The sequence below is a fragment of the Caballeronia sp. GAFFF2 genome, from assembly GCF_023631485.1.
Lineage (GTDB): Bacteria > Pseudomonadota > Gammaproteobacteria > Burkholderiales > Burkholderiaceae > Caballeronia.
In genome coordinates this window covers 167,797-191,803 of sequence record NZ_JALQDA010000014.1, presented here as the reverse complement: position 1 = coordinate 191,803, position 24,007 = coordinate 167,797, and the positions used below count along the sequence as shown (strand labels likewise).

At 63.6% G+C, this 24,007-nt stretch carries 20 protein-coding genes; 11 read left to right on the top strand and 9 right to left on the bottom strand.

Features of this window, described 5'->3' with window-relative positions:
* The first annotated feature begins 12 nt into the window (after positions 1-12).
* Positions 13-750, top strand: a complete 738-nt coding sequence (locus tag NCT04_RS09875) for an ABC transporter ATP-binding protein (protein ID WP_250465224.1) — start codon at positions 13-15, stop codon at positions 748-750.
* The gene (locus NCT04_RS09870; protein ID WP_250465223.1) at positions 747-1,445 is read left to right on the top strand and encodes an ABC transporter ATP-binding protein; all 699 of its coding nucleotides are present in this window, start codon (positions 747-749) and stop codon (positions 1,443-1,445) included. Before NCT04_RS09875 ends, NCT04_RS09870 begins: the two co-directional genes overlap by 4 nt.
* 1 nt (position 1,446) lies before the next feature.
* On the opposite strand, the gene iolB is transcribed toward NCT04_RS09870, so the two are convergent.
* The 7 genes from iolB to NCT04_RS09835 form a co-directional block, all read right to left on the bottom strand.
* Positions 1,447-2,253, bottom strand: a complete 807-nt coding sequence (gene iolB / locus NCT04_RS09865; RefSeq protein ID WP_250465222.1) for a 5-deoxy-glucuronate isomerase — start codon at positions 2,251-2,253, stop codon at positions 1,447-1,449.
* A complete protein-coding gene (gene iolE, locus NCT04_RS09860) occupies positions 2,250-3,152 on the bottom strand; it encodes a myo-inosose-2 dehydratase (protein ID WP_250465221.1) in 903 nt (300 codons plus the stop codon). The genes iolB and iolE overlap by 4 nt, the downstream gene beginning before the upstream one ends.
* 10 nt (positions 3,153-3,162) lie before the next feature.
* On the bottom strand, positions 3,163-5,031 hold the full coding sequence (iolD, locus tag NCT04_RS09855) for a 3D-(3,5/4)-trihydroxycyclohexane-1,2-dione acylhydrolase (decyclizing) (RefSeq protein ID WP_250465220.1): 1,869 nt from the start codon (positions 5,029-5,031) through the stop codon (positions 3,163-3,165).
* Positions 5,028-7,016 (bottom strand): bifunctional 5-dehydro-2-deoxygluconokinase/5-dehydro-2-deoxyphosphogluconate aldolase, encoded by a 1,989-nt coding sequence (locus tag NCT04_RS09850; protein WP_250465219.1) that lies wholly within the window; start codon positions 7,014-7,016, stop codon positions 5,028-5,030. Before NCT04_RS09850 ends, iolD begins: the two co-directional genes overlap by 4 nt.
* Positions 7,017-7,035: 19 nt before the next feature.
* Positions 7,036-7,824: an ATP-binding cassette domain-containing protein gene (locus NCT04_RS09845; RefSeq protein ID WP_244825680.1), complete on the bottom strand. Its 789-nt coding sequence runs from the start codon at positions 7,822-7,824 to the stop codon at positions 7,036-7,038.
* A 10-nt stretch (positions 7,825-7,834) separates the two neighbouring features.
* On the bottom strand, positions 7,835-9,001 hold the full coding sequence (locus NCT04_RS09840) for an ABC transporter permease (RefSeq protein ID WP_244825679.1): 1,167 nt from the start codon (positions 8,999-9,001) through the stop codon (positions 7,835-7,837).
* Positions 9,002-9,128: 127 nt separating this feature from the next.
* Positions 9,129-10,181: a sugar ABC transporter substrate-binding protein gene (locus NCT04_RS09835; protein WP_244825678.1), complete on the bottom strand. Its 1,053-nt coding sequence runs from the start codon at positions 10,179-10,181 to the stop codon at positions 9,129-9,131.
* Positions 10,182-10,410: 229 nt separating this feature from the next.
* Here NCT04_RS09835 and NCT04_RS09830 point away from each other — a divergent pair, with 229 nt between their 5' ends.
* The 4 genes from NCT04_RS09830 to NCT04_RS09815 all read left to right on the top strand — a co-directional run bounded on the left by NCT04_RS09830 (position 10,411) and on the right by NCT04_RS09815 (position 13,593).
* On the top strand, positions 10,411-11,292 hold the full coding sequence (locus NCT04_RS09830) for a MurR/RpiR family transcriptional regulator (protein ID WP_244825677.1): 882 nt from the start codon (positions 10,411-10,413) through the stop codon (positions 11,290-11,292).
* The gene (gene iolG, locus NCT04_RS09825) at positions 11,282-12,286 is read left to right on the top strand and encodes an inositol 2-dehydrogenase (protein WP_250465218.1); all 1,005 of its coding nucleotides are present in this window, start codon (positions 11,282-11,284) and stop codon (positions 12,284-12,286) included. The genes NCT04_RS09830 and iolG overlap by 11 nt, the downstream gene beginning before the upstream one ends.
* On the top strand, positions 12,283-13,299 hold the full coding sequence (locus tag NCT04_RS09820; protein WP_250465217.1) for a Gfo/Idh/MocA family oxidoreductase: 1,017 nt from the start codon (positions 12,283-12,285) through the stop codon (positions 13,297-13,299). The genes iolG and NCT04_RS09820 overlap by 4 nt, the downstream gene beginning before the upstream one ends.
* A 66-nt stretch (positions 13,300-13,365) precedes the next feature.
* The gene (locus NCT04_RS09815) at positions 13,366-13,593 is read left to right on the top strand and encodes a sulfurtransferase TusA family protein (protein WP_062601442.1); all 228 of its coding nucleotides are present in this window, start codon (positions 13,366-13,368) and stop codon (positions 13,591-13,593) included.
* A gap of 77 nt (positions 13,594-13,670) precedes the next feature.
* Here NCT04_RS09815 and galU read toward each other — a convergent pair whose 3' ends face one another.
* The gene (gene galU / locus NCT04_RS09810; RefSeq protein ID WP_244825674.1) at positions 13,671-14,552 is read right to left on the bottom strand and encodes a UTP--glucose-1-phosphate uridylyltransferase GalU; all 882 of its coding nucleotides are present in this window, start codon (positions 14,550-14,552) and stop codon (positions 13,671-13,673) included.
* Positions 14,553-14,652: 100 nt separating this feature from the next.
* A complete protein-coding gene (locus NCT04_RS09805; RefSeq protein WP_250465216.1) occupies positions 14,653-17,520 on the bottom strand; it encodes a valine--tRNA ligase in 2,868 nt (955 codons plus the stop codon).
* Positions 17,521-17,718: 198 nt separating this feature from the next.
* Here NCT04_RS09805 and NCT04_RS09800 point away from each other — a divergent pair, with 198 nt between their 5' ends.
* The 5 genes from NCT04_RS09800 to NCT04_RS09780 all read left to right on the top strand — a co-directional run bounded on the left by NCT04_RS09800 (position 17,719) and on the right by NCT04_RS09780 (position 23,961).
* Entirely contained in the window at positions 17,719-20,082 is a 2,364-nt protein-coding gene (locus NCT04_RS09800) for a UvrD-helicase domain-containing protein (protein WP_250465215.1), read from the top strand.
* On the top strand, positions 20,079-20,831 hold the full coding sequence (locus NCT04_RS09795; RefSeq protein WP_250465214.1) for a 5'-methylthioadenosine/adenosylhomocysteine nucleosidase: 753 nt from the start codon (positions 20,079-20,081) through the stop codon (positions 20,829-20,831). Before NCT04_RS09800 ends, NCT04_RS09795 begins: the two co-directional genes overlap by 4 nt.
* 253 nt (positions 20,832-21,084) lie before the next feature.
* Positions 21,085-21,372, top strand: a complete 288-nt coding sequence (locus tag NCT04_RS09790) for a hypothetical protein (RefSeq protein ID WP_250465213.1) — start codon at positions 21,085-21,087, stop codon at positions 21,370-21,372.
* Positions 21,369-21,860 (top strand): hypothetical protein, encoded by a 492-nt coding sequence (locus NCT04_RS09785; protein ID WP_250465212.1) that lies wholly within the window; start codon positions 21,369-21,371, stop codon positions 21,858-21,860. The genes NCT04_RS09790 and NCT04_RS09785 overlap by 4 nt, the downstream gene beginning before the upstream one ends.
* Before the next feature lie 145 nt (positions 21,861-22,005).
* Positions 22,006-23,961 carry a propionate--CoA ligase gene (locus NCT04_RS09780; RefSeq protein WP_284507734.1) on the top strand — a complete coding sequence of 652 codons (1,956 nt, stop codon included), beginning with the start codon at positions 22,006-22,008 and terminating at the stop codon, positions 23,959-23,961.
* Positions 23,962-24,007: the final 46 nt, after the last annotated feature.

Below are 24,007 nucleotides of genomic sequence, written 5' to 3'. Positions count from 1 at the left end.
AGGGTACACGCCATGACCATCGCCCTCGAACTGCACGGCATCGCGAAACGGTTCGGTCCGACGCGCGTTCTGCGCGGTATCGATCTGCAAGTGCAAAGCGGCGAACGTCATGCGCTCATCGGCCCGAACGGCGCAGGCAAGTCCACGCTCTTCGACACCATTTCCGGGCGCACCAAACCCGACGAAGGGCGCATCGTGGCGATCGGTATCGACATCACCGGTCGCGCGCCGCAACGCATTAGCCGAGTGCTTGCGCGCAGCTTCCAGACGACGAGCGTCTTCACCGGCTTGAGCGTGCTCGACAATCTGCGTTGTGCGGCGTTGGGCTCGGCTTCGTCGCGCATGATCGATCGCTGGCTGCCGTCGCGCGCGCTCGAAGACCGCGCCCGCGCCATGCTCGATGCCATCGGCCTGGCCGCTCACGCCGACGTACCCGCCGCACGGCTCACGTATGCCGAACAGCGCGCGCTCGATCTAGGCATCGCGCTCGCCACCGATGCGCCGCTCATCCTCCTCGACGAACCCACGGCGGGGATGAACCGCGCGGAGGCATCGCGCGCGCTGGCGCTGATTCGGGCGACGACGCAAGGGCGCACGCTCGTCGTCATCGAGCACGACATGGACGCGGTGTTCGGCCTCGCGGATCGCATCTCCGTGCTGGTTCAAGGGCGCGTGATCGCCACCGGCACGCCTGCGGCGATTCGCGACGATCGCGCGGTGCGCGAGGCGTATCTGGGGGAATCGCGATGAGCGCCGGGTTGCGTATCCACGATCTGCACGCGTGGCATGGCGCGGCACAGGTACTGCACGGCGTGAACCTGTCGATAGCCGAAGGCGAGATCGTCGCGCTCGTGGGCCGCAATGGTTCGGGGCGCTCGACGCTCGCGAAGTCCATCATGGGCCTCGTGCGCTGCGAGGGCGAGATGCGGTTTCGCGATGCATCGCTCGTCGGGCTGCGGCCGTTTCGCATCGCGCGCATGGGAATTGGCTACGTGCCTGAAACGCGCGATGTGTTTCCGGGCTTGAGCGTGCGCGAGAATCTCGTGCTGGGCGAGCGTCCGGGCACGCGCTTCAGTGTGGACGATGCTTATCGCCTCTTCCCCGTATTGCGGGAGCGCGCGCGAGTGAAGGCCGGCGCGTTGTCGGGCGGCGAACAGCAAATGCTGGCGCTGGCGAGAACGCTGGCGGGCGATCCGTCGTTGGTGGTCATCGACGAACCCGGCGAAGGGCTCGCGCCGCAAGTGCTGACGCAAGTGGCGGCCTGCCTCGCGGGTCTGCGCGAACGCGGCGTGGCCATACTGCTGATCGAAGAGCGCCTGACGATCGCGCGCATGCTCGATGCGCGCGTCGCGGTGATGGGGCACGGCGCGGTTCAGTTCGACGGGGCGTTGGGGGAACTGGAAACACGCGCCGATGTGCAGCGAGAATGGCTGTCGGTGGGTTAGCTCACTCCTTGCTATCCCGCTCCACGATCCACTCATGCTTCGGATCGTTTTTAAAGTGCCACGTGCGCTTATCGCCCGCCATCACGTTGAGATAATAATTATCGTAGCCGTAAGGCACGACGACCGGATGATACCCACGCGGCACCATCACCACGTCGCGGTTCTCCACCGCCAGGGTTTCGTCGAGATCGCGCTCGTCGGTATAAACACGCTGAAACGCAAAGCCCTGCGGCGGATTCAGCCGATGGTAATAAGTCTCCTCCAGCGAACTTTCGACAGGCACGTTGTCCTGATCGTGCTTGTGCGGCGGATAGCTCGACGCATGGCCGCTCGGCGTACGCACTTCGACCACGAGTAACGACTCGGCGGCCTCGGTCTGCGGAAGAATATCGCACACGTGTCGCGTATTCGCGTTCTTGCCGCGCGTCGAACGCTTCATTTGCGAGGGCTCGATGAGTCGCGGCGGATACACGCCCGTCGCCGGCGCGCTCGCCACACCGAGTTCCGTTTCGCGCTCCGCCCGCACGATTGCCGCGAGCTTCGGCGGTACGTAGACGGCATAGGGCGCGGCGTCTTCGAACACACTGTCGCGCGAGCCGATGGACTGCCAGTGCTCGTCGCCCGCCTCGACGCTCACCGTGCCCGTCAGCACGACGATGCAGCTTTCGCGCCCGGCGTCGTAGACATGCAGCACTTCACCTTCTTCCAGCCGGTACGCCGCGAAGCCGACATGCTTCCAGCCAGCGGATTCCGGTGTCACACGCGCGATCGTCTGGCCTTCGCGCGATGCCTTCACTAACAGGCTCATGCCGTCTCCTTGAATGTGGCATCGACAAGTGTGCGCAACGTGCGATAACCCTTGTCGGCATACTCGTAACTCCGCGCGATCACCGGGTCCTGCTCCGCTTCCACGACGAGCCAGCCGTCGTAATCATGCTCGGCCAGACACGCGACGATGCCGGGATAATCCACCGCGCCATCGCCCGGCACGGTGAAGGCGCCGTTGATGACCGCATCGAGAAAACTCCAGTTGCGATTGCGCGCCAGCTTCACGATCTCCGGGCGCACGTCCTTGCAATGCACATGGCACACGCGCGCAATATGCTTGCGCAGCGTGGTCAATGCGTCGCCGCCCGCGAAGGTGATGTGGCCCGCATCGAAGAGAAGACCCACCGCGTCGTTGGTCTCCGCCATCAGGCGGTCGACGTCCGCGGGCGTCTCCACATACGCGCCCATGTGATGATGATAGGCGACCCGAACGCCTCGTGACAGCGTGTATTCCGCGAAACGATTCAGCCGCTCGGCATACTGTTGCCACTGCGCATCCGCAAAGAAACGCGGGCGCTGATAAAGCGGGCGCGGCGCGCCTTGAATGGAATTCGCCACTTCGCCATAGACCATCACCTTCGCGCCGTTTTGCGCGAGCAAGTCGAGATGGGCACCCACGGCTTCGATCTCTTCTTCCGCGCTGCGCTCGGCGAGTCTGCCCGAGTACCAGCCCGACACCAGCGCGAGGTCGTATTGCGCCAGCAGCGTCTTGAGCGCCTGCGGCTCGCGCGGAAACTTGTTGCCGAGTTCGAAGCCTTCGTAACCGATCCGCCGGCCTTCGGTCAGCGCGACGGACAAGGGCGTCTCGCCGCCGAGCGATGGCAAATCGTCGTTCATCCACGACAAGGGATTGATTCCGATCCGTACGTGCAGAGACATGTGCGCGGTCCTAGATAGAGTTGCCATCGCTGCGTGCTTTCAACGCGCGCTCGTAACGCTCGCGCGCCGACAAGACCGCATCGCGATCCGATACCTCGGGCACCGCGACTTCCCACCACCATCCGCCTTCGTCGGTCGTGCGCGCGGGGTCGGTGTCGATGGAGATGAGGTAGCTGCGCTCGGCGGCGCGCGCGCGTTGCATCGCGGCTTGCAAGTCGTCGATGCTCGCCACATGCTCCGACAACGCGCCGAGCGCACGCGCGTGCATCGCGAAATCGATGGTCGGTGCGCCGAGCGGGCCTTGCTTGCAGTCGTCGATTAGGTTGTTGAAGGGCGCGCCGCCGCATGCCTGTTGCAAACGGTTGATGCAGCCATAGCCGCGATTGTCGAGCAACACGACGATCAGCTTCGCGCCGAGCATGACGGAGCTCGCCAACTCGCTGTTCATCATGAGATAGCTGCCGTCGCCGACGATCACGATCACCTCGCGCTCCGGCCGCGCGAGCTTCGCGCCCAGACCGCCCGCGATCTCGTAGCCCATGCACGAATAACCGTATTCGACGTGATAGCCGCCCGGCGCGCTCGTGCGCCACAGCTTCTGCAGATCGGCCGGCAAGGTGCCCGCCGCGCACACGACGATATCGTCAGCCGGCGAATCGGCTTTCGAGCGCTGCACCGCGCCGATGACATCCGCCTCGCGCGGCAAGGCGTTGTCGGCGACGGGCGTGTTCGTCACGTGCGCCACGGTCTCGCGCCAGTCGTCGGCGAGACGTTTGGCGCGCGTGGTCCACTGCGACGACGCGCGCCAGTCGCCGAGCGCTTCGGAAAGCGCATCGAGTGCGAGGCGTGCATCGGCTTCGACGCTCAGCGCGTCTTGCTTCAGGGCATCGAAAGGATTGGCGTTGATCGAAACGAGTTGCGCATGCGCAAAGAGCGTGTTCGATCCCGTGGTGAAGTCCTGCAAGCGCGTGCCGACCGCGAGCACGCAATCGCTCGATTGCGCGAGTTCATTCGCCGATGCCGCGCCCGTCACGCCGATTCCGCCCGCGTTCAGGGCGTCGTCCCAAGCGAGCGCGCCTTTGCCTGCCTGCGTTTCCGCGACGGGCACGCCATGCTTGTGCGCGAAGGCGCGCAACGCGTCGGTGGCGAGGCCGTACAGCACGCCGCCGCCCGAGACGATCAGCGGTTCGCGCGACTCGCGCAAGGCCGCTGCGGCGCGCGCGATTTCATGCGGTGACGGCGCGCTCGCATGGAACTCGACCACACGCGGCTCGAAGAACGAAGCGGGATAGTCGTAGCCCATCGCCTGCACGTCCTGCGGCAGCGCGAGCGTGACGGGACCGCAGAGCGCGGCATCGGTAAGCACGCGGATCGCGCGCGGCAACGCGCTCAACAACTGCGCCGGATGCACGATGCGATCGAAATAACGCGATACGGCCTTCAAGGCATCGTTCGCGGAAACGCCGCCGTCGTGTGCGTCCTCGACTTGTTGCAGAACCGGATCGGGCGCGCGCGACACGAAGATGTCGCCCGGCAGAAGCAGCACCGGCAGCCGGTTCACATGCGCGAGCGCGGCCGCCGTCACGAGATTGGTGGCGCCCGGCCCGATGGACGTCGTGACCGCCATCATGCGGCGCCGCATATGCGCCTTCGCAAATGCGATCGCGCTATGCGCCATGGCTTGCTCGTTGTGCGCGCGATACGTCGGCAATTCCTCGCGATGCCGATACAACGCCTCGCCGATGCCTGCGACATTGCCGTGCCCGAAAATTGCGAAGACGCCGCCGAAGAGCGCCTCGCCGCTTTCCGTGCGCAGCGCGGCGAGATAGCGCACGAGCGCCTGCGCGGTGGTCAGCCGGATGGTAGCGTGCTGATTCATGCTGCTTGCTCCTGTCTTGGCTGCACGGCATTCAGCGACGCGCGCGCCTCGCGCCATGCGGAAATCAGCGTTTCGAACGTGTGGCGAACGCGCGCGATCAACTCGTCGTCGCCGATTTCGCCCGCGAGCCATGCGCGGCTCGGCTCGTGAAAGATGGTGCGTCCGACCGTGAAGCCCTTGCACGTTTTGGACGATGCCGCCGCCTTGAAGCCATCGCGCAACTGATCGACCGCCGCCGAGAGCCCGAGCAGCACGACGCCGCGGCAATACGGATCGCGCTCGGCAATCAGCGCATCGACGGCCTGCCATTGCTGTGCGCTCATCGGTTCGAGCTTCCACCATTCGGGATAGATGCCGAGGTTGTAGAGGCGCTTCAATGCGCGATACGCCGTGTCGTCCTCCACGGGCGGTCCGTTCTTCGGCACGATCACTTCGAGCAGCAGTTCATTGCCGCTCGCCTGTGTCGCATCGTAGAGCGTGCGCAGTTGCGCTTCCTGTTCGAGGCGCACGTCATGCGGATGATCGGGGTGATAGTGCACGAGACACTTCGCGATATGCTCGCGCGGCCATTCGACGAGCGTCGTGCCGACGTCGCGGCCGTGATCGAACACGAGCGGCATCGAGCCCGGCAACTCGACCGGACGGCCGATCCACCAGCCGCGGCCAGTCGCGGCATTGAGCGCATCCTGTCCGTAGCGGTCGTCGATCAATACGCCGATACGGCCGGCCAGTCCGCGTTCTTCTTCCGTCTTCGCGACGGCATCGACGAAAAGACCCTTCAGCTTCGCAATGCGCGTTTCGTTTGCGCCGGTCTGCTGCGCAAGCTCGAAAAACTGGTTGCGATGATCGAACGCGAAGCCGAGCACTTCGTCCCATTGCTTGCGCCTGGGGCTCACGCGATGCAGACGCGCGAGGCTTGCATCGCGATCCGGACGGCGCATGCGTGCCGGGTCTTCTTTTGCGGCCGCGAGGAAGTACACGAGTTCCTCGGGCGTGGGCATGGCGGGCGCGCAGCCGTGACGCGAAACGACGAGCGCGCCGCACGCATTTGCCGCGCGCGCACACGCTTCGAGCGATTCGTCGCGCAGCCAGCCCGAGAGGAAGCCGGACGCGAACGCATCGCCCGCGCCGAGCACGTTGAGCACTTCGACTTCGACGCCGCCATGAATGGGCGCATCGTCGATGGAAGCGGGCACCGCGCCTTCGATGATCGAGCAGCCGAGCGGCCCGCGCTTCACGACGAGCGTGGCATGAGTAACGGTACGAACCATGGCGAGCGCATCGATCAGATCGTCCTTGCCGCCCGCAATCCGGAACTCTTCTTCCGTGCCGATCGCGAGATCGATCAGCGGCAGGATGTGCAGCAAATGCGCGGTGACGCTTTCATCGGCGACGAAGCGCGTTTCGCCGTCGGCCTTGCCTGTCAGACCCCACAGCACCGGCCGATAATCGATGTCGAGAATCGTGCGCACGTTGTTTCGGCGCGCGTATTCGAGCGCGCGGCGGCTCGTGCGATTCACCTGTTCCGTGGAGAAGTGCGTGCCCGTGATGAGCAATGCCTTCGACGAGGCGATATACGCTTCGTCGAAATCATTTTCGTCCACGGCCATGTCGGCGCAATTCTCGCGATAGAACACGAGCGGAAAGGTATCGCGATCTTTTATGCCGAGCAGCACGAGCGCGGTGAGACGCTCGAAGTCCGTGCGCACGTGGCTCACGTCGCAGCCTTCGCCCGCGAGTGTTTCGACGAGAAAGCGTCCCATGTGATCGTTGCCGACGCGCGCGAGCATCGACGACTTGAGCCCCAACCGCGCGCAACCGAACGCGATATTCGCCGACGACCCGCCGAGATACTTCGCAAACGTCGCGACGTCTTCGAGCCGCGCGCCGACCTGTTGCGCGTAGAGATCGACCGCGAGGCGGCCGAGGCACACGATATCGTGCGCGCGGTCCGCTGCAAAACGTGAGGTGTGTTGTTCTGGCATGGCTTGTTGTCCTCGATCCTCAGATCGTCGCGCCTTCGAGTTCGTTGATCATCGTCTGCATCTCGGCACCGCCCGCCATCATGTCGAGCACTTCGTTCTTCGAGATGGTGTCCTTGGTGTAGGTGCCCATCGAGCGGCCGCGATTGAGCAGCGTGAAGGAGTCGCCGATCGGATAAGCGTGGTGCACGTTGTGCGTGATGAAGATCACGGAAATGCCTTTTTCGCGCGCCTTGTGAATCAGCTTCAGCACGTTGAAGCTCTGCTTCACGCCGAGCGCGGCGGTCGGTTCGTCGAGAATCAGCACGCGTGCGCCGAAGTGAATGGCGCGCGCAATCGCGAGACATTGCTTCTCGCCACCGGACATGGTGCCGATAGGCTGATGCGGATCGCGTACGTTGATGCCCATTTCCGCGAGCTTTGCCTGCGAAGTCTCCGCGGCAAGATCGAGATCCATCACGCTGAAGAGACCGAAGCGTTTCTTCTGCGGCTCGCGGCCCATGAAGAAATTGCGCGCAACGGACAAGAGCGGCACGAGCGCGAGATCCTGATAAACCGTGGCGATGCCCAAATCCAGCGCTTCCTTCGGCGACTCGAAGCGCACTGGCTTGCCATCGACGAGATAGTCGCCGGCGGACGGCGTATGCACGCCCGCCAGCGTCTTGATGAGCGTGGACTTGCCCGCGCCGTTATCGCCCAGCAGGCAATGCACTTCGCCGCGTCGCAGGCGCAAGGTCACGCCGTTCAATGCGATGACCTTGCCGAAAAACTTGCTGACGTTTTCCAGCGCGAGAATGTTGTCGTCGTTCATGGCGTTGGCCTCACTGAGCTTGCGATACGCGACGGCGCACGTAGTGATTGAACAGCACGGCGAGCAGCAGCATCACGCCGAGAAAGACGCGGAACCAGTCGGAACTCACGTTCGTATAAGTGATGCCGATCTGCACGACGCCGAAGATGAGCGCGCCGAAGCACGCGCCGACGACCGAGCCATAACCGCCCGTCAAAAGCGTCCCGCCGATGACCGCCGCGATGATCGCCTCGAATTCCTTCTGCAAGCCGCGATCGGCCGCTGCCGAGCCGATATCGCACACCTGCAGCACGGCGAAGAGACACGAGCAGAAGGCGGTGAGCACGAACAGCGAAATCTTCACGCGCCGTACCGGCACGCCGACGTTCTTGGCCGCGTTGGCGTCGCCGCCGACCGCGAGAATCCAGTTGCCGTAGCGCGTCTTGGCGAGCACGAAGGCGCAGACGGCGGCGAGCGCGAGCCACCAGATGATGACCTTCGGAATGCCCGGCACGAGCGGCTGGCCGTTATCGAGCAACTGACCGATCCCCATGTGCGCGAGCCACGCGAAGAGGCCGTGCAGCGCGACGCCGCGAAAGAGCGTGTCGGCGAGCCAGTCTTGTTGAGCGAGATCGCCGACGCCGGAAATGATGGTGCGATCCGCGAACATGATCGAGAGCGCGAGCGTGAGGCCGCGCAGGATGAACAGAAACGCGAGCGTGACGATGAACGAAGGCAGCCGCGTCTTCATCACGAGGTAGCCGTTCAACGCGCCGAGCAGCATGGAAGCGACGAACGCGAAGAGAATCGACAGCGAGAACGGCCAGTGCAGATAAACCGAGGGCAGCGCGACCATCATGCCCGCGAAGCCGATCATCGAGCCGATGGACAGATCGAACTCGCCCGCGATCATGAGAAGACACGCGCCGACCGCGAGCAAGCCGAGGTAGGCCGCGACCTGCGACCAGTTCATCACGCCGTCGAGGTTGAACATGCCCGACGAACCCGCCGCGAAGCCGAACACGATGAACACGAGCACGGTGCCCGAGATCGCGGCGAACTCCGGCCGGTTCAGCAGATGGCCGAACCACGATTGCCGGCGCACGCGTTCGTCCGAGGGCTTTGCTGCCTCCTGCGTCTCGGCCGACTCTGGCTGTGGATTCGCGTGTGGAGGGTAATGCTTGCCGGCTACGCCCATGATGGCTCCTTGACTGATACCGATGCGCGCGCTCCTGCCGCGTCGGGAATAGACGCAGCAGACACACGACGTTCCGCGCAAATGCAGTGATAGCGGGCGGCGCTGAAAAGACGGCCGCCCTGAACGGTCAACGATATTGACCGGCGTATTTCACAACCTTGTCGAGATTCTCTTTGGTGATGAAACCCGGACCCGAACGAATGTTCTTCGGTCCATACGACGGCGCGAGGCCATACGTTTCGAGACGCGCCTTGAACTTCGGATTCGCTTCGAGAATCTGGCGAATCTTCACCGGGTCCGTGGTGTGATCCTTCTTGACGATAGCGAGCACGGCCACGGGGATATAGCCCTGCAAGTACGGTTGCTGATCGATTGCGAACTTGATCGTGCCGTCCTTGATGCCCTTCGCGATGTCATCGGAAAAGTCGAAGGTCACGAAATAGAGCTTGTTTTGCAGGCCCATTTGCGTGACGGCCTTGAGCGTCGCCGAGGCGGGCGTGGGTCCGAGCGTGAGTACAGCCTGCGTATCGGGATGATTGCGCAGGTAAGCCGACACCTTCGACTGAATCTCCGTCGGGTCCTGACCGGAGTCGATGGTGGACGCCTTGTAGTCGACGCCGATGGCTTCCGCGAAGCCACGGCAGCGGTCGAATGACACCGTGTTGGTCGCGATATGGTTCACGCACAGGAACGACTTGACGCCCGCCGCCTTCGCCTTTTCGCCTGCGGCCTTGCCCGCGACGTATTCCGGCTGGCCGATATGCATGATCGCCTTGAGTTGCTCGCTTTGCTCTTCGGTGCCCGAGTTGATCGTGACGAGCGGAATCTTCTTCGCCGTCACCTTGTTGAGCGCGCTCTTCAATACGTCGAAGTCCGCGATGGTGGTGATCACGCCGTCGTAATTACGCGCGGCGGCCTGTTCGATGAGACGCGACATATCGGCAATGTCGCCGTTGGGCGGATTGCGATAGTCGGTCTGGACGTTGAAGTCCTCGTCGGCCTGCTTGATCGAATTCTTGATGACGTTCCACCACGAGTCCGAGTCGGGCGCGTGGCTGATGAGGACGAACTTGGCGTCGGGCGCCGCGTGAGCGGGGGACGCCGTCAACAAGGCTGTGCTGCTCAGGATTGCGGCTGCCGCGAGCGCGCGCAACGCGGCTCGGCCATTGCGAATGGTCATTGTCTCCACCTATCTCGGTTTGTTGTTTGATCTGACTTTTCCGCGAGCCGATGCGGCCGTTGCTTGGGGCCGCTTCGAACTCAGCACCAAGAGTAGGCCAAGTTTTCCCGGTCTGCAATAGGAATTGCACCGATGCCATAAATGGAAAATACGTTCCATTTTCCTTGCGGCCTTCCTATAATCGCTTCCACGGCGTCTGCCTTCGCGGCGCCATCGACATGAGCTATCCATGCAGGATGAGACCAGCACCGACGTGCAGAGCGTCGACGATCTGATGCAGCGCATCACCGACGCTTACGACACGTTGCCGCGTCAGTTGAAGAACGTCGCGACGTATATCGAGCAGCATCGGTCGAGCGTGATGATGGATCGTACGAGCGATATCGCCACCGCGTGCGGCGTGCATCCGTCGGCCGTGGTGCGCTTTGCGCAGCGCTTCGGTTTTTCGGGCTTCTCGGACTTGCAGGCCGTGTTCAGGCAGGCGTTCGCGGGCGGCAATGGCTCGCAGCAGAGTTATCAGCAGCGCATTCGCAAACTCATCGACGAAAAGGCGGGCGATGCCTCCGGTGTCTCCGTGGCGCGCGAATTCATCGCGGCGAGCCGCACGGGACTCGACGAACTCGAAGCCGGTCTCGACGACGAACAGTTCGACGCCGCCGTGGAAATGCTCGAACACGCGGAGAACATCTATGTGATCGGCGTGCGGCGCTCGTTCGCGGTGGCGAGCTATATCGTCTACGCGTTGCAGCACACGAGAAAGCGCGTGCATTTGATCTCCGGCATCGGCGGCATGTTCCGCGAACAGGTCAAGAGCGTGAGAAAGGGCGACGTGGTCGTGGCCATCAGCTTCGCGCCTTATGGCAAGGAAACGCAGTATTGCGTGCGCGCCGCGCAGCATCACGGCGCGAAGACGCTCGTGATCACCGACAGCCAGCTTTCGCCGCTCGCGCGTCACGCGAGCGCGAGTCTGCTCGTGAAGGAGGGCAGCGCGTTCGCGTTCCGCTCGCTCACGAGCACCATTTGCTTGTGCCAGGCGCTGTTCATCGCGCTCGCGTACCGGCTCGAACTCAACGTAGAAGAATCCAAGGAGACAGGCGGCTATGACGATTGACGTGGCGGTATTCGGAGCAGGGCGCATTGGCAAGATTCACGCGGCCAATCTCGCGCGGCAGCCTGGCGTGCGCCTCAAGTATGTCGTCGATGTGAACCGCGAGGCCGCGTCGGCGCTCGCTGCGCAATACGGCGCGCGAGTCGCCGATGTGGATGCCGCCATGGGCGACGCCTCGGTGGGCGCGACGGTCGTCTGTTCGAGCACGGACACGCATGCGGACCTGATCCTCGCATCGGCGGCGCAAAAGAAGCACGTGTTCTGCGAGAAGCCCGTGGACCTCACGCTCGAACGCGCGCGCGCCTGCGCCGATGCCGTGCAGAAAGCGGGCGTGGTCTGCATGATCGGCTTTCAGCGGCGCTTCGACCCAACTTTCTCGGCATTGAAGGCGCGCGTGGAAGCGGGCGAGATCGGCGAACCGGAAATGCTGATCGTGACGAGCCGCGATCCGGGCGCGCCGCCCGTGGAATACATCAAGCATTCGGGCGGCATCTTCAAGGACATGCTGATCCACGACTTCGACATCTTCCGCTGGATGCTCGACGACGAAGCCGACACGCTGCACGCCACGGGCAGTTGTTTGTCCGATCCCGCCATCGCGGATGCCGGCGATATCGATTCGACAGCCGTCACCATCCGCACGAAACGCGGACGCCTCTGCCAGATCAACACGGCGCGGCGCTCGGGCTACAGCTACGATCAGCGCTTCGAGGTGCTCGGCAGTCTCGGCATGCTGCAAGCGGGCAACGTGCGTCCGACCGAAGTGACGGCATATTCGACCAAGGGCGTGTCGAGCGACGTGCCCGAGGCGTTCTTTCTCGAACGGTATCGCGCGGCGTATGCCGCGGAAATCGCGCATTTCTTCGATGCCGTGACCAATGGGAAGCCCGTGCGCACCACTGTTGCCGACGGCCTCAAGGCGCTCGAACTCGCCGAGGCCGCGACGCTTTCGTGGCGCGAAAAGCGCATCGTGAAGCTCGGGGAGAACGCGGCATGAGCGCGGTGCGGGTGGGCATTGTCGGGCTGGGGCGGCTCGGCCGCAGACACGCGGAAAACCTCGCGTGGCATGTGTCGGGCGCGCGGCTGGTCGCGGCGTGCAGCCCGGTTGAGCAAGAGCGCGAATGGGCTCGCGACAACCTGCCGGAAATCGCACTCCATGCCGATTACGCCGACTTGCTGACCGATCCGTCCATCGACGCCGTGTGGCTCGTCACGCCGACTTCGCTGCACGCGCGGCAGATCATCGCCGCGTTGCGCGCGGGCAAACATGTGTTCTGCGAGAAGCCGCTGTCGCTCGATCTCGCCGAATGCGATAGCGTGATCGAGGAACACGCGCGGCATGCGCATCTGCATGTAATGATCGGCTTCGTGCGCCGTTTCGATGCGAGTTATCGAGATGCCTTCGAGCGCATTGGCGAAGGCGCGATCGGCCGGCCGTTCATGGTGCGCTCGCAGACCTGCGACAAGAATGATCCGGATGGTTTTTTCGTGCGTTTCGCGCCGACATCGGGCGGACTCTTTCTCGATTGCAGCGTGCACGACATCGACCTCGCGCGCTGGATGCTCGGTAATCCGAAGCCCAAGCGCGTGTTCGCGAGCGGCACGATAGCAATCCACGAAGGCTTGCGCGAATGTGGCGATATCGACAATGGCGTGGGCACGATCGAATTCGACGATGGCCGGCTTGCCGTGCTATTCGCTTCCCGCACGATGGCTCATGGCCACGACACGCAAACAGAAGTCATCGGCACGGCGGGCGCGCTTGCCATTGGGCGCAATCCGCGTGCGAACCGCGTCGAGATCGCCGATGCACACGGCATGCGAAACGTTTGCACGCCGACTTTCTTCGAGCGCTTCGAAGATGCGTTTTTACGCGAATCGCAAGCCTTCGTCGCGCTCGTGCGAGATGGCACGGCGACCGGCCTCACGCTCGACGATGCGCGCGAGGCGACGAGGATCGGCATCGCCATGCGGCAGGCGTATGAGACCGGCCGCCCGGTGGACTTGTGAACGCTGCGTTAGAATCGGGCCTTCGATGTTTCGCAACACGCAAGGCTTAACGGAATTCAAATCGCGATGGAAGTTCACAAGGAAGTCGACGCGCGCGGGCTCAACTGCCCGTTGCCGATCCTGCGGGCAAAGAAAGCACTCGCCGACATGACGAGCGGCCAGATTCTGAAGGTGCTCGCCACCGACCCCGGATCGCAGCGCGATTTCGCGGCGTTTGCAAGGCAGACCGGCAACGAGATCGTCGAAGTAACCACGCAGGACAAAGTGTTCACCTTTCTGATGCGACGCCGCTGAAAAGGAAAAAGCCCATCACATGACGCGATGGGCTTTTTTTTCGCCTGCCGACGCGGGCGAATTCGACTTACTTCAACTCAGCTGGCCAGGTTCGGCGAGCGCGTGCGCAAATACTCGTCGAAGTCTTTCGACACTTCCGGATGGCGCAGCGCGAATTCCACCGTCGCCTTCAGATAGCCGAGCTTGCTGCCGCAGTCGAAGCGCGTGCCGTGGTACTTGTACGCGAGCACTTGTTCGTCCGACAGGAGCGACATGATGGCGTCCGTCAGTTGCAGTTCGCCGCCCGCGCCGGGCTTGATCGAGCGGATGTGATCGAAAATGCGGGGCTTCAGCACATAGCGGCCGACCACGCCGAGGTTCGACGGCGCAACGGCCGGTTCCGGCTTTTCGACGATACCCGAGAGCTTGAAGATGTTGTCTTCCCACTCCTTGCCGTCGATGATGCCGTAGGACTTCGAATCTTCCGCCGGGATTTCCTCGACGCCGATCACCGAGCTGTGATAGTGGTCGAAGACTTCGATCATCTGCGACATCACGGGCGGCTTGCCGTACAGCAAGTCGTCCGCGAGGATCACGGCGAACGGATTGTCGCCGACGAGCTTTTCGGCACACAACACCGCGTGGCCGAGACCGAGCGCTTCGGCCTGACGCACGTAGAAGCAATCGACATGGCTCGGCTTGATGCTGCGCACGAGTTCGAGCAGCTTGTCCTTGCCGCGCGCTTCCAGTTCGGCTTCGATCTCATAAGACTTGTCGAAGTGGTCTTCGATCGCGCGCTTGCTGCGCCCGGTCACGAAAATCATTTCGGTGATGCCGGCGGCCATTGCCTCTTCCACCGCATATTGAATCAGCGGCTTGTCGACGACGGGCAGCATTTCTTTCGGGCTCGCCTTGGTCGCGGGGAGGAACCGAGTGCCGAGACCCGCGACGGGAAAAACCGCTTTGGTAACTTTTAGCATGTGATAACCCTGATCCTCTTAATCATTTGGAACGTCGAGCAGTTGGGCGAACGGACGAACATCCCCGATCACGCGGCGATGCTACTTCACAACAGCCCAATCAGACAGGCAGCCGCAAAATTTGCGCCCGAAGCTTCTCGATAGTGGTTTCGTATTCTGCCAGCCTTTTTCGCTCCTGTTCAACGACGGCGGGCGGCGCTTTTGAAACAAAGCTTTCATTTCCGAGCTTCGAGTTACATTTGCCTGCTTCGACAGTCAGGCGGTCTACTTCCTTCGTGAGACGCTCGCGTTCGGCGGCGACATCGATCTCCACCTTCAGCACGAGTTTGTTCGCGCCGACGATCGCCACCGGCGCACCTTCCGCTTCGGCGTCGAGCGCGGCTTCGTCGTCGATGATCTTCACTTCGGCAAGACGCGACAGTGCGGCGACGTACGGCGCAAACGTATGGAGACGCGCGGCGTCGCCATGTGCGAGCAGCGGCACCTTCACCGCGGGCGACAGGTTCATTTCGCCGCGCAGATTACGGCATGCGTCGATGACAGCCTTGAGTTCGGACGCCCACTGTTCCGCCGTTTCGTCGATCTTCTTCGTCTCGGCGCGCGGATAGGCTTGCGTCATGATCGACAACTCGCCTTCCTTCGTGCCTTCGGGCAAAACGTCGGTCAGAGGCGCCACCTTCTGCCACAGCGCTTCCGTGATGAACGGGATGATCGGATGCGCGAGCCGCAGCACCGTTTCCAGCACGCGCAACAGCGTGCGGCGCGTGGCGCGCTGCTGCTCGGGCGTACCGGCCTGGATCTGCACCTTCGCGAGTTCGAGATACCAGTCGCAGTATTCGTCCCAGACGAACTTGTAAATTGCGCTCGCAACGTTGTCGAAGCGATAGTCCGCGAAACCCTTTTCGACTTCCGCTTCGACGCGCTGCAGGAGCGACACGATCCAGCGGTCCGCCTGCGAATAATCCGTGTAGCCGCCGGGGCCGCAATCGCCCGGCTTGCAGTCGCCGGGGTTCGCAAAGCCGCAATCGTGGCCTTCGCAATTCATCAACACGAAACGCGTGGCGTTCCAGAGCTTGTTGCAGAAATTGCGATAACCCTCACAGCGTGCCAGATCAAAATTCACATTGCGACCCAGCGTGGCCATGGAAGCCATCGTGAAGCGCAGCGCGTCGGTGCCGAAGGCCGGAATGCCTTCCGGAAATTCCTTGCGCGTTTTCTTTTCGATCTGCGCGGCGGCCTTCGGATTCATGAGGCCGGCGGTGCGCTTGGCGACGAGCGGTTCGAGCTCGATGCCATCCACGATATCGATGGGATCGAGCGTATTGCCCTTGCTCTTCGACATCTTCTGGCCTTCCGCGTCGCGCACGAGGCCGTGCACGTAGACCGTGTGGAACGGCACCTTGCCGGTGAAGTGCGTGGTCATCATCACCATCCGGGCAACCCAGAAGAAAATGATGTCGAAGCCCGTCACGAGCACGGTGGAGGGCAGGAACGCGTTCAGTTCCCTGGTTTCGTCCGGCCAGCCGAGCGACGAGAAGGGCACGAGCGCGGACGAGAACCACGTATCGAGCACGTCTTCGTCGCGGCGCAGCGCACCTTCGTAGCCCTTGGCGTCGGCTTCGGCGCGCGCTTCGTCTTCCGTCTTCGCGACGAAGATCTCGCCGTTTTCGCCATACCACGCGGGAATTTGATGGCCCCACCACAACTGGCGCGAGATGCACCAGTCCTGGATGTTTTCGAGCCATTGGTAATAAGTCGTGGTCCAGTTCTCGGGCACGAACTTGATCTGCCCGCCGCGAACCACGTCCAGCGACGTTTCCGTGATCGACTTGCCCGGATTGAACGTGCCTTCCGGCGCGGCCTTGGTCATTGCGACGAACCACTGGTCGGTCAGCATCGGCTCGATGACCACGTTGGTGCGGTCGCCGCGCGGCACCATGAGCTTGTGCGGCTTCACGGACTCGAGCAGGCCGAGCGCTTCGAGATCTTTCACCACTTCCTTGCGCGCGTCGAAGCGATCCATGCCGCGATATTTCGCGGGCGCGTTGTCGTTGATCTTCGCGTCGAGCGTGAGGATTTCGATCTGCGGCAGCTTGTGGCGCTGGCCGACCGCGTAGTCGTTGAAGTCGTGCGCGGGCGTGACCTTCACGACGCCCGTGCCGAACTCGCGGTCCACGTAGTCGTCCGCGATCACCGGAATCTCGCGGTCGCCAAGCGGCAGCACGACCGTCTTGCCGATCAGATGCCGATACCGCTCGTCTTCCGGATGCACCATCACCGCAACGTCGCCGAGCATGGTTTCGGGCCGCGTGGTCGCGACCGTCAGATGGCCCGAGCCGTCGGGCAGCGGGTACTTGATATGCCAAAGGCTGCCGTTTTCTTCCTCGCTGATGACTTCGAGGTCGGACACGGCCGTGCCCAGCACCGGGTCCCAGTTCACGAGCCGCTTGCCGCGATAGATGAGCCCTTGCTTGTACAAGGTCACGAAGACGTCGCGCACGGCGGCGGACATCTTGTCGTCCATCGTGAAGTATTCGCGCGACCAGTCGATGGAAGCGCCCAGACGCCGTACCTGATTCGTGATGGTCGAGCCGGATTCCTGCTTCCACGCCCAGACGCGCTTCAGGAATTCCTCGCGGCCGAGGTCATGGCGGGAGATTTTTTTGGCGTCGAGCTGGCGTTCGACGACGATCTGCGTGGCAATGCCCGCGTGGTCCGTGCCCGGCACCCACAGCGTGTTTTCGCCGAGCATGCGGTGATAGCGCGTCAGGCCGTCCATGATGGTCTGGTTGAACGCGTGGCCCATGTGCAGCGTGCCGGTGACATTCGGCGGCGGCAGTTGAATGGAGAAATTCTTCGCGCCTTCCTGGAAGGTCGGGGCGGAGTAGCCGCGTTTTTCCCATTCCGGGCCCCATTGGGACTCGATGTTCTGAGGCTCGAAGCTCTTCGCAAGCGTGTTGTCGCTCATCGTGAAATCTGCCGAAAAATGCGTGAAAAGTGCGGGGTAATCCCTGATTATAAGGTTCGAGCGAGTCAATCGGACGAATTCGGGGTGGCTTGCGGCCAGGCGCGGATGCCAGGCGCCGGCGACGCCATCGGCGCGGTCTTATAATGGTCGGCCCGCCGCCAGAGACTTTGGCCCGCTTTTCGCCGTCCACCTGCTCCCATGCCCGACCTGCTCGCGAACCTCAACCCCGAACAACTCGCCGCCGTGACGCTGCCCAACGAGCCCGCGCTGATTCTCGCCGGCGCGGGCAGCGGCAAGACGCGCGTGCTCATCACGCGAATTGCGTGGCTGATCCAGCAGGGCTACGCGTCGCCGCCGACCATTCTCGCCGTGACCTTCACGAACAAGGCCGCGCGCGAAATGATGTCGCGGCTCTCGGCGCTCTTGCCCATCGACACGCGCGGCATGTGGATCGGCACCTTCCACGGCCTGTGCAACCGCATGCTGCGCGCGCATTATCGCGACGCGGGGCTGCCGCAGACTTTCCAAATTCTCGACACCGCCGATCAGCTCTCCGCCATCAAGCGGCTGATGAAAGGGCTCAATGTCGACGACGAAAAATATCCGGCGAAGAACCTTCAGTACTTCATCAACAACGCGAAAGAGCAGGGCTTGCGTCCCAAAGACGTGGACGCCACGGACGCCTTCAACCGCAAGTTCGTCGAACTGTACGAAGCCTACGATCAGCAATGCCAGCGCGAAGGCGTCGTGGATTTCCCCGAACTGCTGTTGCGCTGCCACGAACTGCTCGCGTTCAATGCGCCGCTGCGCGCGCATTATCAGGCACGCTTTCGCAATATCCTCGTCGACGAGTTTCAGGACACCAACAAGCTGCAGTACGCGTGGCTCAAGCAGCTCGCGGGCGAGAGCAACGCCATCTTCGCGGTCGGTGACGACGACCAGTCCATCTACGCGTTTCGCGGCGCGAACGTCGGCAACATGCACGACTTCGAGCGCGAGTTCCGCGTGCGCAATCTCATCAAGCTGGAGCAGAACTATCGCTCGCACGGCCATATTCTCGATACCGCGAACTTCCTGATCGCCAACAACTCGCGGCGGCTCGGCAAGAACCTGCGCACGGATGCGGGGCACGGCGAACCGGTGCGCGTCTACGAAGCCGCGACGGATTCGCAGGAAGCGGGCTGGATCGTCGAGGAGATCAAGGCGCTCATCAATACGGGGCTCGCGCGCGGGGAGATCGCGGTGCTGTACCGGAGCAATGCGCAGTCGCGGACCATCGAGCACACGCTCGTGAACGCGGGCATTGCGTATCGCGTGTATGGCGGCTTGCGCTTCTTCGAGCGTCAGGAAGTGAAGCATGCGCTCGCGTATCTGCGTCTGATCGACAACCCGAACGACGACACGGCGTTTGCGCGCGTGGTCAATTTCCCGACGCGCGGCATCGGTGCGCGCTCCATCGAGCAACTCGCCGATGCCGCGCGTCTCTACAACTGTTCGATGGCCGCCGCCGTGCCCTACGTCACGGGAAAGGCAGGTTCGAGCCTCGGCGCTTTCGCCACGCTCGTCGCGAAGATGCGCGCCGAAACGCAGCAGATGAGTCTGCCGGAAACGGTCGAATACGTCGTGCGCGCGAGCGGTCTCGCCGCGTTCTACGAGACCGAGCGCGAAGGCCAGGACCGTCTGGAGAACTTGCAGGAAGTGGTCAACGCGGCGGCGGCGTTCGTGAGCGAGGAAGGCTACGGGCTCGATACTCCCGCGCGTTCCGTGCCGCTGCGCCCCGGCGCGACGGCGGCGCCGGAAATCGTGAGCGAGGACGGCGAGATCGAAGTGCTGGACGCGCCCGGCATTGCCGATCCCGCGCAGAACCCCGATACCATGACGCCGCTCGCGGGGTTTCTCTCGCATGCATCGCTCGAAGCGGGCGACAACCAGGCGCAGGCCGGCCAGGATGCCGTGCAACTCATGACCGTGCACGCGGCGAAAGGGCTGGAATTCACGGCGGTGTTCATCACCGGACTGGAAGAAGGGCTCTTTCCGCACGAGAACAGCGCGCAGGAAACCGACGGCCTCGAAGAAGAGCGGCGGCTCGCTTATGTGGCGATCACGCGGGCGAAAGAGCGGCTTTATCTGTCGTTCGCGCAGAGCCGGATGCTGCATGGACAGACGCGCTACAACATTCGCTCGCGCTTTTTCGACGAACTGCCCGAAGGCTCGCTCAAGTGGCTCACGCCGAAGATCGAGCCGGGCGCGCGTTGGGGCGGGCGCGCGGATAACGCCGGCTGGGGCCGCGACTGGTTCGCGCGCCCAGGCCAGGAGCGCGGCAGTTCGGCTTACGGCGGTTCCGCCGCGTCCGCACCGGCGTTGCCGTCGTTCGCCAACGAGCAGCGCGCGGCGGAAAGCGGCTTCAAGGTTGGACAAGCGGTGTTCCACACGAAGTTCGGCGAGGGCACGGTGATCGGGCTCGAAGGCTCCGGCGGCGATGCGCGCGCGCAGGTTCGCTTCAAGCGGCACGGCGAGAAATGGCTCGCGCTCGCGGTGGCGAAACTGCAAGCGGTCGAATGACGATGCTCGGCATCATGGCGGCGCTGCCGCAGGAACTGGGCGATCTCGTCGCGCAGATGCATGCGGCGGGCGCAGTCGAGACGGTGACGCTCGGTCAGCGCGAGTATCACGTCGGCCACGCGCATGGCGTGCGCGTGGTGGCGACGCTCGCGCGCATCGGCAAGGTCGCGGCGGCGGCGACGGCGAGCGCGCTCATTCACGTGTTCAAGGTCGATGCGATCGTTTTCACGGGCGTCGCGGGCGGCGTGCATGCAAATGTCCGGGTGGGCGACATCGTCATCGGCGACACGCTCCTGCAGCACGATCTCGATGCCTCGCCGCTTTTTCCGCGCTATGAAGTGCCGCTTCTGGCCCGCTCTCATTTCGCCGCCGATCCCAGCTTTTCCGATGCGCTCGCGCTGGCCGCCGCGAGTTTCATCGCCGATGAGGGCAGCGCGCTTGCCGAGCGCTTCGCGGTGCATGCGCCGCGTGTGCATCGCGGGTTGATCGTGAGTGGCGATCGCTTCGTCGCGAGCAACGAAGGCGTGCTGGCGTTGCGCGACGCCTTGCCCGATGCGCTCGCGGTCGAAATGGAAGGCGCGGCGCTCGCGCAGGTTTGTTTCGAACACGCGGTGCCGTGCGCCGTCGTGCGCACCATCTCGGATACCGCCGATGCCGCCGCGCCTGAATCGTTCGCGGAGTTTCTCGTGGCGATCGCGGGTGCGTATTCGTCGGGGATTCTGGTGCGGTTTCTTCGGTCTGTGCATTAGCTCCAACGCTCGGGTTTTCCCTTCTGCCGCCAGACCATTTGCCGCTTGTAATTGAGAATGATTCTCAATACAATGCATCACAAGCGCGGATATCGGCGTGCCGCATAGAAGCGCGAACCGCTGCTTCGACGACCGCCATCCCGGCCTGATCCGAGACACAGCGCTGCCGTCAGCGCTTATCCGTAGCTTTGCATCGGAGCCGAAGCCGGCGCGAAAACGCCGGCGTCGTCCGACCAACGAGGCCCGAACATACATGACCAACGATTCCATTCCCACTGCCATCGGCTTGACGCGCGAGCGGGGCGGCGTATCCGAGGCAGGCGAAATTCACGAGGCGCGCAACGAATGCGCGGTCGCGGCCAACGCCGCAAAAGTGCTCGAAACCACGCGTCACGCGTGGAGCCAGGCATCGGAAGCACCGAAAGAAGCCGCGCGCCGGTTGCCGCGCGCCACGAAACCGAAAAAGCGGGCCGTGCCGCGACAGTCGCGCTGGCCGAGCCCGGTTGCCGCGCTGAATTACTGGAGTCCGAAACCTCTGTGAATGCCGCCAATCTCCATTCAACGCGCGAGTCGCTTTCATCGTCCGTCCCGCTTCCCGATCTCGGTCTCGATGCCCGCATGTTCGACGCCAGCCGCTTTCCGCTCGTGCGCCTGCGCCGACGCGCCGTCAAGCCGGGCTACGCGTTTGCATGGTGCGCGCAGATGCGCCGCCTGCTTGCGCTCAACACGCCCTTCGTGATCGTCGCCGAGCACGACGCCGATGAAACCGCCGACGACATTCGCCTGCGCACCGCGTGGCTGCGCAATCAGCGCGTGCAACTCGCGGCGTATTGCCGGGGCATCGTCGTGATCGAGCCGCGTATCGAGGCGCGCGCGACCACGCGTGAAGCGCTGCGTCATTCGACCGAGGGCAGCGGCGTGCGCACGGTCGTGGTATCGAGCATGCGCGTGGCCGGCGAACTCGCGCCCGTGTTGCTCAAGCATTCGGGCGAAGCGGCAGCGCCGGTGTCGAAGAGTCGCGCGGTCTGAAACGTCCGAAGCGTTCGGAGAGGCGAAGCGCGCCTGAATCGATGACACCGATCAGGGCGCGCCCTGTCTAGCAAGGGTTTGCGGGCTGCTCTATGCTCTGTCTTCGTGATGAAGAGATGTCAACGCGGCCGCCCGACGTGGGCGCATGCGGCGTTGGCGGACGCACAGAGACAAGCACAGCCACGCACTTCGCTCAAAGAGGACGCGCATGCCGACTTACCGAGAAGCGTATCGCCGGTCGATCGAGGAACCCGAGGCGTTCTGGGCCGATGAGGCGCGCCGCATCCATTGGCATACGCCTTTCACGCAGGTGCTCGATGCGAGCAACCCGCCGTTCGCGCGCTGGTTCGTCGGCGGCAAGACCAATCTCTGTCATAACGCGGTCGATCGCCATCTCGCCTCGCGCGCGCAGCAAAACGCGCTCGTGTATGTATCGACGGAAACGGGCATCGAGCGCCGTTATACCTACGCCGAACTGCACGCGGAAGTGAACCGCATGGCTGCCGTCATGCGCTCGCTGCACGTGAAGAAGGGCGACCGCGTGCTCATCTATATGCCGATGATCCCCGAAGCGCTCTTCGCGATGCTCGCGTGCGCGCGTCTCGGCGCGGTGCATTCGGTGGTGTTCGGCGGCTTTGCGGCGCCTAATCTGGCGGCGCGCATCGACGATGCGGAGCCCGCGCTCATCGTCACCGCCGATGCCGGCGCGCGCGCGGGCAAGGTGATCGACTACACGCCGCTCGTCGACGAGGCGCTTTCGCGCGCCGAATTCAAGGTGCCGCAAGTGCTTTTGATCGACCGGCAACTGGCGCCCGAGCGGCTGCAGGCGAGCTATCTCGTCTCCTACGAACCCTTGCGCGAAAAATTTTTCGATGCTCACGTGCCGTGCGAATGGCTCGAATCGAACGAGCCTTCGTACGTGCTGTACACGTCCGGCACGACCGGCAGGCCGAAGGGCGTGCAGCGCGATGTCGGCGGTTATGCGGTCGCGCTCGCGGCATCGATGGAGCATATCTTTCAGGGCGCGCCGGGCGACACCATGTTCACCGCGTCCGACATCGGCTGGGTCGTGGGGCACAGCTACATCATCTATGCGCCGCTGATCGCGGGCCTGACCACGGTCATGTACGAAGGCACCCCGGTTCGTCCGGACGGCGGCATCTGGTGGCGGCTCGTGGAGCAGCATCGCATCAACCTGATGTTCACCGCGCCCACCGCGATCCGCGTGCTCAAGAAGCAGGACCCGGCGCTGATGCAAGACGCCGATCTGTCCAGCCTGCGCACGCTGTTTCTGGCGGGCGAGCCGCTCGACGAACCGACCGCGCAATGGATTCAGAGCGCGCTGAGAAAGCCCGTCATCGACAATTACTGGCAGACGGAAACCGGCTGGCCGATGATCGCGATTCCACGCGGCATCGAGGCGTTGCCCTCGAAGCTCGGCTCGCCGGGCGTGCCGTCGATGGGCTTCAACCTCACCTTGCGCAACGAGGCGACCGGCGAGATTTGCGCGCCGGGCGAGAAGGGCGTGGTCGCGTTGGGTTATCCGTTGCCGCCGGGCTGCATGCAGACCGTGTGGGGCGACGATCAGCGTTTCATCGACACCTATTGGACTAGCGTGCCGAACCAGTTGGTCTATTCGACCTTCGACTGGGGCGTGCAGGACGAGGACGGCTACGTGTCGATTCTCGGCCGCACCGATGACGTGATCAACGTGGCGGGGCATCGGCTGGGCACGCGCGAGATCGAGGAGGCGTTGTCCGCGCATCCGGCGGTGGCGGAAGTCGCGGTCGTCGGCGTGACGGATGCCGTGAAGGGCCAGGCCGCCGCTGCGTTCGTCGTGCTGCGCGATGCGAGCCGTCTAGATGCGCCCGGTGCGCGCGCCGGGCTGGAGGCGGAGCTGTGTCACGCGGTGGATGCGCAACTGGGCGCGATTGCGCGTCCGGCGCGCGTGCTTTTCGTGTCGATGCTGCCGAAGACGCGTTCGGGCAAGCTCTTGCGCCGAGCGATCGCGGCGCTGGCCGAAGGGCGCGATCCGGGGGAATTGCCGACTATCGAGGACCCGAGTGCGTTGGGGTTGGTGAAGGCGGCGTTGGAATCGTGAGCGCGAGCAGCGGGCTTTGAATACGCAAGGGCGCTTGCACCTTCAC